Raw genomic sequence first — 15,584 nt, 5'->3', positions numbered from 1 at the left:
GGTCAAGAGAGCCGACGCGCCCGCAGGACCGGCTCTGGCACGTATCGGTATGGCCGTCCCGGGAGGCATGGCGGCATGGAACCTTGCCGTCGGGGTCGCGGACGAGGAAGGTCATCCTCGTCCTGCTCCCACCTGCGGTCGTACGGGCCATCGAGCGCGCCGTCGACGGCTAATGTCTTGCGCAGGTGCCGGGATGAGGGTTTGGCTGCTCGCCATGCCTTCCCCCTCACCGGTCTTCGTTGCGGGCACGGGTCGTTCGGGAACGTCACGGATCGCCGACATCATCGGCGAACACCCGCTGATCCATCGGATCCCCATGGAGACCCGGTTCCTCGTCGACCCGGGTGGCCTGCGGGACCTGGCCGACGCGCTCACCGATCGATACGACCCCACCGTCGGTGAGGACGCCCTGCACCGGCTGAGCGACTTCCTCACCGTACGGGTGCCCGGCCGGCGCGACGACCGCGGCAGAACCGTTCCCGAGCTGGTCGGCGAGCGGCGCTACCGGGACGCGGTGCAACAGCTCTGGCCGCAGTTGATCGCGCACACGTACGACGAACCCGCGCCCGTGGAAGGCTTCGGGGACGCCGACCGCCCTGCCGGGCCGTTCGCGCCGCTGAGCCGTCGGCGGGTGCTTCCCAGGTACTTCAGCGACCGGGGCGAACTGCTCGGAATCCTGCGGGGCCTGATCGACACCATGTTCGGCGGGGCAGCCGCCGACGCGGGCAAGCCGACCTGGTGCGAGAAGACACCGTTCAACCTGCTGTGCATGGAGTTCCTCTGGGAACTGGTGCCCGAAGCGACCATCGTGCACATCAAGCGCCACCCGGTCTCGGTGCTCGCATCCCATCTGGCCCAGCCATGGGCCCCGCCCACCGTCGACGGGGCGCTCGCGTACCTCAAGCCGGTCTACCAGCGATGGCTCACCTGGAAGGACACGGTCGACCTGACGGGCAGGCGATACATCGAGGTGAAGGCAGAAGATCTCGCAGCCGACTGGCCCGGGCAGCGCCGCGCCCTGTTCGAAGGGCTCGGCGTCGACGACTACGCCACCGCTTCGACGTTCCAGTCGCACAAGCTGGCGAATCGCAACAACCAATTCGACGACGAAACCCGCGAGCTCATCGAAGAGGCGCTCGGCAAAGTCATCTCGGCTATGGGATATGCGTGACGGCTCTGATCAAGTAGGACCGGACTCTCAATAGGCGAGTTAAGATCAGGCGAGGCCACAAGCGGCTCCGAGCTGCAAGGTGTTGAGACCTTCATCTCCGCCGACAGGGTTTCGGGCCGAAGAGGAGACAGGAACTCTATGCTTGCCGCCGGAATGCCTGCGACCCGATCGGGCCGAGGGAAAGCGCCACTACAAGGATTTGCGAATGGGCCGGAAATCTGCTCTGAACAATGTCGGTGCTGGCGTCGGCCGGGTAATGCCAGGTAGCGAAGCGCCAACCTCCCACGCAGACGACGACGTTGCGCGCCGATCCGCAGTCGCCGAGGAACAGGAGTTCCTCGACCTGGCCACGGCCCGGCGCGACAGGCTTGCCGACCACCTACAGGCCGAGCTTTCGGCGGACGCCCTGGACGCGTTGGAACGGGCGCGGCTGCGCCTGCTCCGCCAGCAGTACGAGGAGCTACGGCGGGCGCAGGAGGGGCTGGTCTTCGGCCGCCTTGACGGTCGTGATGGCACCGTGCGCCACGTGGGTCGTGTCGGTCTCCGCAACGACGACGAGGGCGGTGAGCCGCTGCTGCTGGACTGGCGCGCTCCCGCAGCTCGACCGTTCTACACCGCGACTGCTGTCGACCCGCAGGGTCAGGCACGGCGCCGTCACATACGCACGACGGGATCGGCCGTTGTCGGCGTGGACGACGAGCCGCTGGACGGGACCGTGACGGGGGAACTCGTCGGCGAAGGCGCTCTGCTGGCCGCCCTGGACCAGCGGCGCACCGGTCGCATGTCGACGGCGATCTCCACGCTGCAACGGGAACAGGACGACATCATCCGGGCGGAGGCGACCGGCCCGCTGATCGTTCAGGGCGGTCCCGGCACCGGCAAGACCGTGGTCGCCCTGCACCGCGTCGCCTACCTGCTGTTCGCGCACCCGAAGATAGCCGACCAGGCGGTCCTGGTCCTCGGCCCCTCCCCGCGGTTCCTCCAGTACATCGCCCAGGTGCTGCCCGCGCTCGGGGAGACCGCCGTCGTCTCGGCGACCTGCGACACCCTGCTGCCCGGAATCCGCGTGGGCCGCGAGGAGAGCCGGCTTCTGGCCGAGATCAAGGGCCGCGCCCTCTGGCAGCCCGCGCTCGAAAACTACGTCACGTCGCTGCTTCCCCGGCCCCGCGAGCTGAGACTGCGCTGGGAGGGCGAGTTCTACGTCATCGCAGCGGCAACGGTGGCACAGGCGCTCGCCTCGGTACGCGGACGCCCGTACCACCGCGCCCGCCAGTCGTTCGCCGAGCAGCTGCACCACGTCCTCGCCGAAGCCGTCGTCGAGCAGCGCGAGGCGCTGATGGAAGAGATGGAGGAGGGCTTCGAGGACATCCTCGCCCGCGTCGACAGGAGCATGCAGTACGACCGCCATCCCGGTGGGGGGTCCGCCGGCAGTGACGTCGACGGCTTGCTCTCCGAGGAGGAGATAGAAGACCTCCGGCGTCGTATCGCAGCGAACGCGACCATCGCCCGGTTCGTCGAGGCATGGTGGCCCACCCTCGACGCCGAAACCCTGCTGCGTGACCTCCTGACCGACTGCACCCTGCTGGCCCGCTTCGCCCCGCAGTTGTCCACGGAGGAGATTACCGCCGTCTCGGCCGAGCCCGCACCGTGGGCGTCGAGCGACATCCCCCTGCTCGACGCCCTCGCCGACCTGCTGGGCGAGGTCGAAGCCCCGCAACCGCAGGGCGAGTTCGTCGCCGACCACGCTCGCCGGCAGCGCGGCTGGGTGTACGGCCACGTCGTCGTCGACGAGGCGCAAGAGCTGTCCGAGATGCAGTGGCAGATGGTCCTACGGCGTTGCCCCAGCCGCTCCATCACCGCGGTCGGCGACATCGACCAGGCGGAGGCAGCCCACCGGCACACGAGTTGGGCAGAAGCGGTGCGGGCAGCTTTCGGAGAACGCTGGACCGCTGCGGAACTGACCATCTGTTACCGGACCCCGCGTGAGGTCATGGACCTCACCGCGCCCGTCCTGAGGCAAGCCGGTAGCCACAACACCCCACCCCGGGCGGTGCGCTCCTCCGGCGTCGCGCCCTGGACGCTCACGACCACGCCCGCCGAGCTTGCCGGCACCGCCGGCCAGGCCGTACGACAGCTTCGGGAACGGTGGCACGGCGGCACGGTCGGCGTCATCGCCCCCGCCGGCCGCATCGCCGAACTCCTACCCCTGCTGGGCGACGTGCCGGTGCTCACCGCCACCCAGTCCAAGGGACTGGAATGGGACGCGACGCTACTCATCGACCCCCAGGGCATCGCCGCCGAACCGCGCGGCTGGAACGGCCTCTACGTCGCGCTCACCCGATGCACCCAGGAGCTCGGACAACTGGTAGTCACGTAGCAGCCGCCACATTGATCGACAGGATCGCCGAACGCCGCCACTTTCCCGGCCGGTTCAGCGGGCGTGAAGCAGCCCACGTTCGGCCATGAAGGCTTGCAGCGTCTCGGCGTCCTCGGCGGACATCAACCAGCGGGGGATCACGGTTGCCGGCATCCGGCCGACGTACACGATCCAGAACTCGGGGGTCTCCCTCACCTGGGTGACCCCGTCCCAGGCGATGCCGCCGGACTCCGAGCCGCTGCGCATCATGATGTTGTCTTCGGTGATGTCGTAGCCGCCCTCGACGGCGAAGCCACTGGAGCGGCGTCGCGCCCGCAACCGCACCCACGGCGCGTAGAGCATCGACAGCAGACCACCCACGACCAGCGTCATCCACAGCGACGTGGTCCGCTCGCCCCACGCGAACCCCTGGGAGACGGCGAACCCGATCGCCCCGGCCCCCACCAGCACCGCGCCGATGTAGCCGTACCTGCGCAGGCGAACTCTGCTGAGCGCAGCGGCCACCCGACCCGGGTAGGCGGGATCGGCGGGGACGTCGAAACGGATCTGCACGCCAGAACGATAGTGCCCCCACCTGCTTGCGAGATTGCCCGACTCCCGCACCCGGTGGCCGGATCGCCAGGGCGTCTGTTGTCAGCGACCCCCGACGAGAGACTCAATGGCGGAAGGCCGTCATCGCCGAGATCGCAGCGAAATGTGAGCTGAGCCAGAATCTCAGGTGCTGATCAGGTCCTTGGCGTCCTGGCAGAATCGGCGGACGGCAGGGGTGCGGCGGTACGGCGTCAGGTTGCCGACGAGATTGCGTACGTGCTTGATGCACCGCGCGGAGGTCACCTGGCCGGTCAGCGTCTGGACGGCCTGGTCGCCGAGGGAGAGCGCGCGGTCGAGGTCGGCGTGCTGCTGTCGCACGTAGGTGGTGGCGAGCAGGGCGTTCCGCAGCGCGCCTTCGCGGCTGTACTCGTTGCCCTGCAACCGCAGTGCGGCGCGTAGGTGCTCGCGGGCGCGCGGCCAGTCTTCGAGTTTGACGTAGCAGTAGCCGGCCTGCGCGTGGGCCTGCGCTTCGTTGATCCAGTACGCCCAGTCGGGGTCGCCGTGCTGTGCCGGGTTGTCGGTGAGCCTGCCGAATGCGCCGTCGAGCGCGCGGCGGGCGTCGGTGGCCGACCCGTTGTTGGCGTACGCCTCGGCGGCCCGCAGGTCGAGGATCGCCGCGACCTTCGGACTCGTGGCCGGGTAGCTGGCCCGCGCGGTTTCGGCGAGCGTGACTGCCTGCCGGAGTTGCCCGAGGTCCTTGGCCTGGCAGGACATGAAGCCGAGGATGTTCGCGCCCAGGCCGCGATCGCCGGCGGTCTGGGCCTGGTAGAGACCCGCGATCCAGAACCGCTGCGCCTGGCTGTGCTGGCCGCCGTCGAAGGAGAGCCACCCGGCGAGGCGCAGCAGCTCGCCGGCCGTCGCGTGCAACCGTCGGCCAACGTCGTCGGTGTAGCGACGATCGCGCAGCACCCCGACCACGGTGCTGAGGTGTTGGCGGACCAGGCCGAGGGTCTGCCCGCTGCCGAAGTGGTCGTCCATGCGCCGCAGGCTGGCGGTCACAGCGTCCAGGTGGTCGACGACCCCGCCGGAGATCGGTCGTCCGGTGGCCGAGGCGACGCTGTGCGGCGGCTGGGCGATCAACCATTCGTGAGCCGGCGAGGTCAGTGCGGAACCGAGCAGAGCGAGGAACATCCGTCGCTGCGTCATGCCTTCAGATTCGTTCACGACCACGGCGGCCTGCAAGGCCCCGGCCGGCGACCAGGGCAGTTCCAGGCCGGCGGAGGCGGGCACGGCCTCGAAGCCGTCGTCCGGCCAGCCCAGCTCATCGAGAGTGATCGAACGCCTCAACTGCTCGGACAGCAGCGCGGCCGTCAGGGACGGCCACGGGCTGCGGGGGATGTCGCCCCTCTTCCACTTGTACGGCGTCTTGAGGTGCAGCCGCTCGCCGCGACCGTGCCGTTCAGCGCACTCGTTGAGTCGTCGGGCGAGCTGTTCGGGTTGCCAGCCCACCTCGGCCAGCAGTCGCGCGATCGCCTCTCCGCTGGATGCCACGTCCCTCGACTCTCCTGGGTAGCGAACTCTCCTACGCAAAGTAGCGGACGCGCGGTGGTGAAGGGGTACCCCAGCACCCGAGCGCACCGGTAGGCACCTTCGGCACCTGTCCTCACCACCGCCTCAGTCGAGTCAACTGAATCGGCTGAGCGAGGCATTGACCCGATCGACGTCGGGGTGAACGGCCGGGGGTGCGACCACGCTCCGCCCTCGGCCCGCAGGAGGTGAGCGTGCTCGTGATTTCTGAAGCGTTGTCGATCGTGTTCGGGGGCCTGGTGCCCGGATTCCTGTTCGGCCTCCTCGCCTTCCGGGTCAAGTCGCGGTGGTGTCCGCGCTGCGGCGAGTCCACCGAGGCCATGCACCACGCGGACGACCGGTGACCGGGCCGAACCAGCGCGGCGGCGCGGAGCCACCCATCGGACGGCGGGTCGCGCAGCTCCGGGCGCGGCGGGGCATGACGCAGCAGATCTTCGCCAGCCGGATCGGCAGGTCGAAGAGCTGGGTGGACAAGGTCGAGCGCGGCCTACGTACCCTCGACCGATTCTCCGTCATCGAAACCGTCGCCGGGGTCCTCGGGGTCGCCCCGGAGGTCCTGCTCGGCAAGGAGGCCCGGCGCGCGGAGCCGACCACTGCCGTACCCGGGGCCGTCGCCCAACTGCGGGCGGCGCTGGCCTCCTACCACCTTCCCGCCCCCGGGGAGGCCGACTGGCGACCGCCGCCCCCGCTGGACGAGATCGAGCGCCAGGTGGCGTACGCCTGGACGGCGTACCGGCACGCCCACCACCCGCAGGTGTTGCGGCTGCTGCCCGACCTGCTCGCCGACGCCCGGCAGGCCCGCGAGGCCGGGGTGTGGCCCGGCTCGGCGCGCGCCGCCGACCTGCTGGTCGGCACCCATCGGCTCGCCGCCCAGCTTCTCGTCAAGCTAGGCGAGCCCAGCCTCGCCTGGCTGGCCGCCGACCGGGCGATGGCCGCCGCCGCGGGCGATCCCCGCCGCACGGGTCTCGCGGCGATCGCGCTCGCGCAGGCGCTGCGCGCCCTCGGTCAGAGCCGGCTCGCGACGACCGCCGCCACCGCCGCCGTACGCCGGCTCACCCCGCCGCCGGCCCTCGGCCGCCCGCCGGACCGCTTGGCCCTCGACTGCCCGCCGGGCCGCCTGGCCCTGGCCGGCACGCTGCTGGTCGAGGCCGCGCTCGCCGCCGCCACCTGCCGGGACCACGCCGCCGCCCGCGACCTCCTCACCGAGGCCGCCCGCCTCGCCGAGGCCCGCACCACGGGCCACGACCCCGACGACCTCGGGTACGGCCCGACCGTGGTCGAACTGGCCCGCGCCCTGGTCGCCGCCGAGCTCGGCGACGCCCGTGAGGCGGTCGCCGCCCATGCCCGCGCCGCCGCCGGGGGCGGCTGGCAGCGGCTCCCCGCCGAGCACCGGGCGGCGCACCTGATCGACATGGCCCGCGTACACCTCGACGCCGCCGACCACCGCGCCGCCGGCCGCGCCCTGATTGCCGCCGACCGGATCGCCTCCGCCGAGACCCGACTCCGCCCCGCCGCGCGTACCGTGCTGGCCGCCGTCCTCCGCGAGGGCCCGGCAGCCGCCGACGTGGCCCGCCTCGCCGCGACCCTCGGCCTGACCCGACGGTGACCCACCCGACCCGCTGCCTGCCAACCCGCGGTCATGTCGCGGTCAGGTCGTGCCCGTGGAGCAGCAGGAGCAGCCCGGCCGGCATCCGCACGGATCACCGCCGCCGTCGCCGGGCCCGCCCGCTGCGGTGTCGGCGTCGGGGGCGGTCAGCGGCACGGCGCAGCAGGTGTCGCCGCGCCAGGCTTCGCGGCCCTCCCTGACCGCGACGGCGGCGATGACCAGCGCGGCGACGGGGTCGGCCCAGGACCAGCCGAGCAGGCTGTTCAACCCCAGGCCCACGAGGAGGACGGCGGACAGGTACGTGCACAGCAGGGTCTGCTTGGAGTCGGCGACGGCCGAGCGTGAGCCGAGTTCCCGGCCCGCCCGGCGCTGCGCGTACGACAGCACCGGCATGATCGCCAGCGACAGCGCGGCCAGCACGAGGCCGACGGGGGAGTGCCCGGCCTCGGTGCCGCCGACCAGCGCCCGCACCGACTCCACCGTCACGTACGCGGCGAGCGCGAAGAACGAGACCGCGATGATCCGCAGCGCGACCCCTTCCCGCGCCTCCGGGTCGCGGCCGGCGAACTGCCACGCCACCGCTGCGGCGGACGACACCTCGATCACCGAGTCCAGCCCGAAGCCGATCAGCGCGGTCGACGACGCGATCGTGCCGGCGCTGATCGCCACGACCGCCTCGACGACGTTGTAGGTGATCGTGGCGGCGACCAGGAGCCGCACCCGGCGGGAGAGCACCCGACGGCGCGCCGGCGTCGGCCCCGCCGGTGCCGGGGCGAGCAGGGGCAGGTCCATCAGCAGCAGCCCTTCTCCCCGGCGTCGGGGCAGGCTTCCGGGTCGACCGCCAGCACGAGGCCGAGCAGGTCCCCGAGGGCGTGCGCCAGGCGGGCGTCGGCCAGCTCGTAGCGGGTGCGGCGGCCCTGCGGCACGGCGACGACCAGGCCGCAGCCGCGCAGGCACGACAGGTGGTTGGACATGTTCTGCCGGGTCGTGCCCAGCAGCTCGGCCAGCTCCGCCGGATATCCGGGCCCGTCGCGCAACGCCAGCAGCAGCCGTGCCCGGGTCGGATCGGACAGGGCGTGGCCGAAGCGGGCCAGCACCTGCCCGTGCGTCAACGTCTCCACGCCACGGATGGTACATCCGACGCTGTACAACATGAAGGAGTTCGCCCCCCGGCGCTTTCAGCAAACCCTCAGCCGGCACCCGCCCCGAGGGTAAAGCACGCGCTGTATCCTCGCTTCGGTCGAGTGAGCAGCAGGGTTGCCGGCGGGCGCCCCGTGCCGGAACAGCGAGGGGTGTTTTCCATGCCAGCGGACGACCGGCACGGCGCGCAGGCGCGCCGCCCAGCACGCGACACCCGCAAGCCCGGCATGAGCACGAACCTGAAGGTGACCCTCGGCATCCTCGCCGTTGCCCTCCTCGGCGTGATCGGCCTCGCGGTCGTCAACCGGGACAGCGGCACGACGCCGGTCGTCGCGTCCGACACGCTCGTGCGCGCCGACAGCCACCGCCTGTCGACCGCCCCCGACGGCAGGGTCACCATCGTGGAGTTCCTCGACTTCGAGTGCGAGTCCTGCCTCGCCGCCTATCCCGGGGTGGAGAAACTGCGCGCCGAGTACGGCGACCGGATCACCTACGTGGTGCGGTACTTCCCGATCCCCAGCCACCCGAACGCCTTCAACGCCGCGCACGCCGCCGAGGCCGCCGCCCGGCAGGGGAAGTTCGAGGCGATGTACAAGAAGCTGTTCGACAACGCGACGGTCTGGGGGCACAAGGAGGAGCCGCAGGTCGCCGTCTTCGAGGGCTACGCCCGGGAGATGGGCCTTGACCTCGCCCGGTACCGGGCGGACGTGGCCGGTGCCGAGGTCGCCGCCCGCGTCAAGGCCGACGCCGCCGACGGTGCGGCCCTGGGCGTGCAGGGCACCCCCACCTTCTTCGTCAACGGCGTCCGGTACGACGGCCTGCCGACCTACGACGATCTCAAGGCCGTGGTCGAGAAGTCGCTCAGCTCATGAGCGTGGCCCTGACCGAGGAGACGCCGGCCGACGCCGACGCGGGCGCGGTGCTCTCCGACCGCCTCGTCGGATGGGTGCTGACCGTCGGCGGGCTCGTCGGCGCCCTCGCGGCGTTCGTCCTGACCGTCGAGAAGACGGCCCTGCTCAAGAACCCGGCCTACGTGCCGAGCTGCTCCATCAACCCCGTGCTGTCCTGCGGCTCCATCATGAGCACCGGCCAGGCGGAGGCGTTCGGCTTCGCCAACCCGCTCATCGGCCTCGTGACCTTCCCCGTCGTGGCCGCCACCGGCGCCGCCGTGCTGGGCCGGGTCCGGCTGCCCCGCTGGTGGTGGCTCGCCCTCCAGGCCGGCGCGGTGTTCGGCGTCGGGTTCGTGCACTGGCTGTTCTTCCAAAGCCTCTACCGCATCGGCGCGCTCTGCCCGTACTGCATGGTCGTCTGGGTCGTGATGGTCGTGCTCTTCACCTACACCACCCTGTACAACCTCGACCGCGGCCACCTCCCCGCGCCCCGCAGGCCTGTTGACGCGCTGGTGCGCGTGCACAGCGCCGTGCCGACGCTCTGGCTGCTGATCCTCGCCGTCCTGATCGGCGTGCAGTTCTGGCACTACTGGCGGACGCTCCTCTGAGCGCGCCGGCGCTCCTCCGAGCGTGCGGCGCTTTTCTGAGCCTGCCGGGCCGACCGACCCCTCAGCCCGCGCCGTCGCCGGCGTCACGCGGCAGCGCGGCCCGCCGTCGTCACCGTCGCGCGTCGGCGCGGCCCGCCGCCAGATCGGCCACCTGGTCGAACGTCCGCACGAGCACCTCCCGCCGCTGCTGCCGGAACTCCGGCGACGGCTCCAGGCCGTCGATCGCCCCGTCCCAGACGCCGAGGAACTTCTCCTTCCAGCCGGCGACGGTCTCCGGGTCGGGCAGTCGCGCGCCGACGTAGTGCCGGCTGGCGACGAGGTGCAGCAGCTCCAGGTTGCACGGCACCGCGACGCCCCAGTATTCGTCCGGCTCGATCCCGACGGGGTCGCCGGACATCGCTTCCGCGATCTCCTCGATGAGCCGGCCCGTCAGGTCCGCGAGGTGATCGGCGGCCGTGTCGTCGTCGAAGTTGCCGCTGCCCCAGGTGCCCATCGTGTCCCTACCTCCCGCGCCCGGTCCCGCCGCGCGTCGAACGCTCCGTCGCCCGCATTGAAGCAGGACCCCCCGACGGGCACGCCCCGTCGGGGGGTTGGCCCACGGGCTGCGGGCGGCTCCCATAGGGTCATCACGACCCCGGCCCGGGAACCGCGCGAAGGAGGGCACCATGCCGGACAGTGAACGTGAGGCCGAGCTGCTCGACGCCGAACGCCGGCTCCAGGCCGCGCAGCGCGCGGGCGACGTGGCGGCGTTCGACGACCTGCTCCACGAGAACCTGGTCGCGGTCGGCCCGGACGGGACCATTTTCGGCAAGCAGGACGACCTGCGCGCCCACCGCGAGCGGACGTCGGTGGTCGACGAACTCGTGGAGGAGGAGCTGCGCCTGGTCGTCGAGGGCGGCACCGGGGTGACGTTCTTCGTCGGCCGGGTGTCGGGGACCTTCGACGGCTCGCCCGTCACGACGCGCCTGCGCTACACCCGGACCTGGGTGTACGGCGAGCGCGGCTGGCAGATCCTCGCCGCCCACATCAGTCCGGCCTGAGCGGCTGCCGCCGGCCGCCCCCGCGCCGGTTCGCTCGGCCGCCCCCGCGCGGGTCAACTCGGCGGCGTCCGTGCCGGTTCGCCCGGCCGCCGCCGCGCCGGGTCACTCCGTGGCGTCCGCCGTCCGGGCCCGGTCGTCCTCCGCCGGGCGCGGGGCCACCACGTGCACGGAGACGCCCGCGTTGCCGTTGTGCGTGTCGATCCAGGAGTCCAGCGCCGACCGGCAGGCGAGGTCCACGTGCCGAAGGCCGCGCAGGTCCAGCCGCACGGTCCGGTCGGCCGGCAGCCCGTTCAGCGTGGTGAGGATGGTGGGCAGCCGCAGGAAGGTGGCGTTGCCGACGATCGACACGTCGATCGGCCCCGCGCCGCCGTCGCGGACGGTGACCCGCACGTGGGACGTCTCCCAGGCGGTCTTGACGACGGCGAGGCCCAGGCCGACGAGCACGCCGGTGAACATGTCGGTGGTGACGATCGCCCCGGCGGTCACCGCCAGCACCACCACCTCACCCTGGTGCTGCCCCCGCCACAGCTCCGGCACCGCCCGCAGCGGCATCAGCTTCACCCCGGCGTGGATGAGCACGGCGGCGAGCGCGGCCAGCGGGATCAGCCCGAGCAGGCCCGGCACGGCGGCGGTGAACAGCAGCAGCCACACCCCGTGCAGCACCCGGGACGCCTTGGTCCGCGCGCCGGCCCGCACGTTGGCGGAGCTGCGCACGATGACGGCGGTCATGGGCAGCGCGCCGAGCAGGCCGCAGAGGGTGTTCCCGGTGCCCTGGGCGACGAGTTCCCGGTCGAAGTCGGTGCGCGGGCCCTGGTGCAGCCGGTCGACCGCCGCCGCGCTGAACAGGCTCTCCGCCGAGGCGACGAGCGTGAACGTGGCGACGGTGGCGAGCACGCCGACGTCCGCGAGGGTGCCCCAGTGCCCGAGCGAGGGCCGTACCGCCGCGAGCAGGCCCTCGACGTCGAGGGTGTCCACGGGAAGCCCGAACGCGGCGCTCGCCCCGGCCGCCGCGACCACGGCGATCAGCGCGCCGGGGACCGTGCGCAGCGGGCCGGGCAGGGTGTCCCACAGCAGCACGACCGCGAGGGTGGCGACGCCGACGGCGAGCGAGACGCGGGCCGGGTGGGACGTGACGACCTCGCCCACCAGGCCGGGCAGGCCGGTGAACTTGCCGGGCCCGGAGTGCGGCGTCGTGCCGCCGGCCAGGACGTAGAGCTGCCCGACGATGAGCAGCAGGCCGATGCCGGCGAGCATGCCCTGCACCACGGCCACGGAGATGGCCCGGAACCAGCGGCCCAGCCGCAGCAGCCCCAGCGCCACCTGGAGCAGCCCGGCGACCAGCACGATCGTGCCGAGGCCGGCCAGGCCGTAGCGGTCCACGGCCTCGGCGACCAGCACCGTCAGGCCGGCCGCCGGGCCGCTGACCTGGAGGCTGCTACCGGGCATGAGCCCGACGACGAGGCCGCCGACGACGCCGGTGACCAGGCCCAGTTCGGCGGGTACGCCGGAGGCGACGGCGATGCCGACGCAGAGCGGCAGCGCGACGAGGAAGACGACGAGGGAGGCGGGCAGGTCGGTGCGCAGGGTGCGCCAGGACAGGGCGACAGAGGTCATGGTCCACTCCGGGGAGGCGGCGGGGCGAGCAACGGGTGGCGCGCCGCGCCTACCCGCCGGCTTTCGATCGGCGGGTACGCCAGCGGAAAGGCGCGCGTGGTCGGCGGGCGACCGCGTGGTGCGGCGTGCGTGCGGGGGAGTTGCTTCCGACCCGTCCGGACCGGGGTGCCGCCGCCCGGCCGGCGCTCACTCGGAGTCGACGGGCGGCCGGCGCTCACTCGGAGTCGAAAGGCGACCGGGGCCTGCGGCGCGCGCCGCTCAGCAGCGCAGGACGCTCGGCCGAACCGCCTCGGGGCAGGCGACCGCCGCGATCGGACGCCCGGCGGCGGTGTTGTCCCGGCGCAGCGGCGCGTCGGGCGGCGCGGAGGCCGCCTGGGTCACCGGGTCGCGGCGGTCGCTGGTCGGGCTGTTCCGCCCGGGGCGGGTCACCGATCCGCACGCCTTGCCGGCGAAGTTCGCCACCACGGTCCGCTCGGGTGGCTGCCCGGTGCGCGCGGTGAGGGCGGCCACGGCGACGTGCGCCGCGAGGCGTACCGGAGCGACCCGCGCGGCGGGGGAGCCGCCGGTGGCGCGGGGTTCGGCGGTGGCGCGGGACTCGGCGTCCGACGGCATCGCGGGCGGCGGGTCGGGGCGGGTCGGGGCGGCGGCCGGCGGGCGGGCCCGGGGCGCGTCCGGTGCGGCGAGCGGCGGGCGGCAGGCGACGCCGAGATGCAGCAGGAGCGCGCCGACGAGCACCGGGGCGACAGCGACGAGTCTGCGCTGCACCGCTCACCCCCAGGCCGTGTGACGCGTGCCCCGGGCGTTCGCCCGTCACGGGGATCAACCCGCCGCCGACGGCATCGGTTACGCCCGTTCCACCAGGTGAACCGGGGTGCCACGAGTCGCTGCGGCAGGCGGTGCGGGGAATCAGCCGGTGGGGGAGAGGTACAGCAGGCGGTTCGGGGAGCCGGTGCCGGGGTTGGTCACCACGCCGGCGGTGGCCGTGGCGGTCAGGTACGACGTGACCTGGGCCGGCGTCCAGGTCGGGTTGTTCTGGAGCACGCGGGCGGCGGCGCCGGCCACGTGCGGCGTGGCCATCGAGGTGCCGCTGATGGTGTTGGTCGCCGTGTCGCCGGTGTGCCAGGCGGAGAGCACGCCCACGCCGGGAGCGAAGATGTCCAGGCAGGTGCCGTAGTTGGAGAAGCTGGCCCGCGCGTCGTTGCTCTGCGTCGCGCCGACGGTGATCGCCGTGGGCACGCCGGCCGGCGAGGAGTTGCAGGCGTTCACGGTGGAGCTGCCGGCGGCCACCGCGTACGTGACGCCGTCGGCGATCGAGTTCGCCACGGCGGCGTTCAGCGACGCGCTGACGCTGCCGCCGACGCTCATGTTCGCCACCGCCGGCTGGCCGGGCTGGTGGTGGGTGCTCACCCAGTTGACCCCGCCGATGACGCCGGCGATGGTGCCGCTGCCGACGCAGTCCACCACCCGCACGGCGACCAGTTTCACGTTCTTGGCCACGCCGTGGGTCGTGCCGCCGACGGTGCCGGCGACGTGGGTGCCGTGGCCGTTGCAGTCGGCGGCCGGCAGGGCGTTGTCCACCGCGTCGTAGCCGTCGACGGCCTGGCCGCCGAAGTCGTCGTGGCTGGTCCGGATGCCGCTGTCGATGACGTACGCGGTGACGCCCGTGCCCGCGCTGGTGTAGCTGTACGCGCTGTTCAGCGGCAGGGCGGGCTGGTCGATCCGGTCCAGCCCCCACGGCGGGTTCGCCTGGGTGGACTGGATGCGGACCTCGTGGTTCTGCTCGACCCAGGCGACGGCGGGGTCGGCGGCGAGCCGCCTGGCGGCGGCCTCGGACAGCCGCGCCTCGAAGCCGTCGAGGGCCGCGCCGTACACCCGGACGACGCTGCCGCCGTACCGCCGGGTGAGGCCGGCGGCCGAGGCGGAGACGGCGGCCTCACGGGTGCCGGCCCGGCCGTCGACGGCGGCGTCCCGCAGCACCACGACGTAGCTGGAGGGGACGGCGGTGCCGCCGCCGGCGTGGCGGATCTGACCGGCCGCCGGGGCGGCGGCGAGCGGCGGCCCCCCGATCATGGTCGCGGCCAGGGCCGACACGGTCAGCGCGCCGAGGGCGGCGACCCTGCTCGGTAGCGTCATCCGTCGGTCTCCTCTGTCGTCGACCGCGTCGGAGCCGGCCGTGGGCGGCCCCCCGAGACGGTGCCGACAGGCTACCAGAGCATTGACGTCACTCTATTGTTCCCGTTCGGATCTCGTCGAGGACGCCCCGCTGGAAGGCCCGCGCCTCGCCGCCGCCCGGCGGCGGGCCGCCGCGCCGGGCCGCGACCGCCCGGCCGATCAGGTCGGCGGCCGGATGGCCCGGCTCGACCAGCCGTCGGCCGGCCGCCACCTTCGGCAGCCACACCCCGTCCCGCCAGCGCACCAGCGAGCGGCAGGCGCCGAGCACGGCGTCCTCGGTGCCGGCCGCCGGCTCGTCCCCGGGCGGCGTCGGCAGCGCGAGCCACCAGGTCAGCGCCGCCACCAGCAGCCCGCGCAGGTCGGCCGGGGACAGGTCGGCGAAGACCTCCCCGGCCGGCGGCCCGGCCAGAGCCAGCCCGCCTGCGTGCAGGATGCTGCGGTCCAGGCCGTACCAGAACCGGCCGTCCGCAGCCGGCCGCTCGTCGCCCGACCAGGTCACCCGGTACGGCATCCGCGCGCCCGTGTTCAGCTCCACCTCGAACCCCGGCTCCGGGGTGCCCGAGCCGGCCACCTCCCGGCGGTAGACGACCAGCTCCAGCCCCCGGGCGGGGCAGGGCAGCGCCTCGTGCCGCAGCCGGGCCACCAGCTCCCGCTTGCGGCCGTCGGCCAGGCCCCGCGCGCAGACCAGCGCCACGTCGATGTCGCTGCGCCCCGCCTGGTACGCCCCGAGGGCCACCGACCCGGCCGCGTACGCGCCGACGAGGTCGTCGCCGAGCACTCCCCGGGCCGTAGCCACCAGCTCCGTCAGGTACCGCTCCGCCTCCGCGTCCATGCCGCATTCTGGCCCG

At 73.1% G+C, this 15,584-nt stretch carries 16 protein-coding genes; 7 read left to right on the top strand and 9 right to left on the bottom strand.

Annotated features, from left to right (window positions below):
* Window positions 1–193 precede the first annotated feature (193 nt).
* Both LPU43_RS27945 and LPU43_RS27940 read left to right on the top strand, forming a co-directional pair.
* A complete protein-coding gene (locus LPU43_RS27945; protein ID WP_229403542.1) occupies window positions 194–1,171 on the top strand; it encodes a sulfotransferase family protein in 978 nt (325 codons plus the stop codon).
* Between the two features lie 205 nt (window positions 1,172–1,376).
* Complete coding sequence (locus LPU43_RS27940; protein ID WP_229403541.1) at window positions 1,377–3,548, top strand: HelD family protein; 2,172 nt, start codon at window positions 1,377–1,379, stop codon at window positions 3,546–3,548.
* 54 nt (window positions 3,549–3,602) lie between these two features.
* Here the strand turns inward: LPU43_RS27940 and LPU43_RS27935 are convergent, their stop codons facing one another.
* Together LPU43_RS27935 and LPU43_RS27930 are read right to left on the bottom strand one after the other, a co-directional pair.
* On the bottom strand, window positions 3,603–4,100 hold the full coding sequence (locus tag LPU43_RS27935) for a YcxB family protein (RefSeq protein WP_229403540.1): 498 nt from the start codon (window positions 4,098–4,100) through the stop codon (window positions 3,603–3,605).
* A gap of 162 nt (window positions 4,101–4,262) precedes the next feature.
* Window positions 4,263–5,630, bottom strand: coding sequence for an NsdA family TPR-like regulatory protein (locus LPU43_RS27930; RefSeq protein WP_229403539.1), 1,368 nt, complete (start codon window positions 5,628–5,630; stop codon window positions 4,263–4,265).
* A gap of 224 nt (window positions 5,631–5,854) precedes the next feature.
* On the opposite strand from LPU43_RS27930, the gene LPU43_RS27925 reads away from it, so the two are divergent.
* On the top strand, window positions 5,855–6,010 hold the full coding sequence (locus tag LPU43_RS27925; RefSeq protein ID WP_229403538.1) for a hypothetical protein: 156 nt from the start codon (window positions 5,855–5,857) through the stop codon (window positions 6,008–6,010).
* Window positions 6,007–7,272, top strand: a complete 1,266-nt coding sequence (locus LPU43_RS27920; RefSeq protein ID WP_229403537.1) for a helix-turn-helix domain-containing protein — start codon at window positions 6,007–6,009, stop codon at window positions 7,270–7,272. Before LPU43_RS27925 ends, LPU43_RS27920 begins: the two co-directional genes overlap by 4 nt.
* 42 nt (window positions 7,273–7,314) lie before the next feature.
* On the opposite strand, the gene LPU43_RS27915 is transcribed toward LPU43_RS27920, so the two are convergent.
* Entirely contained in the window at window positions 7,315–8,064 is a 750-nt protein-coding gene (locus LPU43_RS27915) for a cation efflux transmembrane domain-containing protein (RefSeq protein WP_229403536.1), read from the bottom strand.
* The gene (locus LPU43_RS27910) at window positions 8,064–8,426 is read right to left on the bottom strand and encodes an ArsR/SmtB family transcription factor (protein ID WP_229403535.1); all 363 of its coding nucleotides are present in this window, start codon (window positions 8,424–8,426) and stop codon (window positions 8,064–8,066) included. Before LPU43_RS27910 ends, LPU43_RS27915 begins: the two co-directional genes overlap by 1 nt.
* 213 nt (window positions 8,427–8,639) lie before the next feature.
* Here LPU43_RS27910 and LPU43_RS27905 point away from each other — a divergent pair, with 213 nt between their 5' ends.
* Together LPU43_RS27905 and LPU43_RS27900 are read left to right on the top strand one after the other, a co-directional pair.
* On the top strand, window positions 8,640–9,284 hold the full coding sequence (locus LPU43_RS27905; RefSeq protein WP_229403571.1) for a DsbA family protein: 645 nt from the start codon (window positions 8,640–8,642) through the stop codon (window positions 9,282–9,284).
* Entirely contained in the window at window positions 9,281–9,910 is a 630-nt protein-coding gene (locus LPU43_RS27900) for a vitamin K epoxide reductase family protein (protein WP_306416179.1), read from the top strand. Before LPU43_RS27905 ends, LPU43_RS27900 begins: the two co-directional genes overlap by 4 nt.
* Before the next feature lie 109 nt (window positions 9,911–10,019).
* Here the strand turns inward: LPU43_RS27900 and LPU43_RS27895 are convergent, their stop codons facing one another.
* The gene (locus LPU43_RS27895; protein ID WP_229403534.1) at window positions 10,020–10,403 is read right to left on the bottom strand and encodes a DUF4259 domain-containing protein; all 384 of its coding nucleotides are present in this window, start codon (window positions 10,401–10,403) and stop codon (window positions 10,020–10,022) included.
* A gap of 172 nt (window positions 10,404–10,575) precedes the next feature.
* On the opposite strand from LPU43_RS27895, the gene LPU43_RS27890 reads away from it, so the two are divergent.
* Window positions 10,576–10,950 (top strand): nuclear transport factor 2 family protein, encoded by a 375-nt coding sequence (locus LPU43_RS27890; protein WP_229403533.1) that lies wholly within the window; start codon window positions 10,576–10,578, stop codon window positions 10,948–10,950.
* Window positions 10,951–11,052: 102 nt separating this feature from the next.
* On the opposite strand, the gene LPU43_RS27885 is transcribed toward LPU43_RS27890, so the two are convergent.
* From LPU43_RS27885 to LPU43_RS27870, 4 genes are all read right to left on the bottom strand, one after another.
* Complete coding sequence (locus LPU43_RS27885) at window positions 11,053–12,564, bottom strand: SulP family inorganic anion transporter (protein ID WP_229403532.1); 1,512 nt, start codon at window positions 12,562–12,564, stop codon at window positions 11,053–11,055.
* A 258-nt stretch (window positions 12,565–12,822) separates the two neighbouring features.
* Entirely contained in the window at window positions 12,823–13,329 is a 507-nt protein-coding gene (locus tag LPU43_RS27880; RefSeq protein ID WP_229403531.1) for a hypothetical protein, read from the bottom strand.
* A 141-nt stretch (window positions 13,330–13,470) separates the two neighbouring features.
* On the bottom strand, window positions 13,471–14,697 hold the full coding sequence (locus LPU43_RS27875) for a S8 family peptidase (protein ID WP_229403530.1): 1,227 nt from the start codon (window positions 14,695–14,697) through the stop codon (window positions 13,471–13,473).
* An 88-nt stretch (window positions 14,698–14,785) separates the two neighbouring features.
* Window positions 14,786–15,568, bottom strand: a complete 783-nt coding sequence (locus LPU43_RS27870; RefSeq protein ID WP_229403529.1) for a nucleotidyltransferase domain-containing protein — start codon at window positions 15,566–15,568, stop codon at window positions 14,786–14,788.
* Window positions 15,569–15,584: the final 16 nt, after the last annotated feature.

The sequence above is a fragment of the Micromonospora okii genome (genome assembly GCF_020884795.1).
Taxonomy (GTDB): domain Bacteria; phylum Actinomycetota; class Actinomycetes; order Mycobacteriales; family Micromonosporaceae; genus Micromonospora; species Micromonospora okii.
This window is presented reverse-complemented; position numbering and strand designations above follow the sequence as displayed.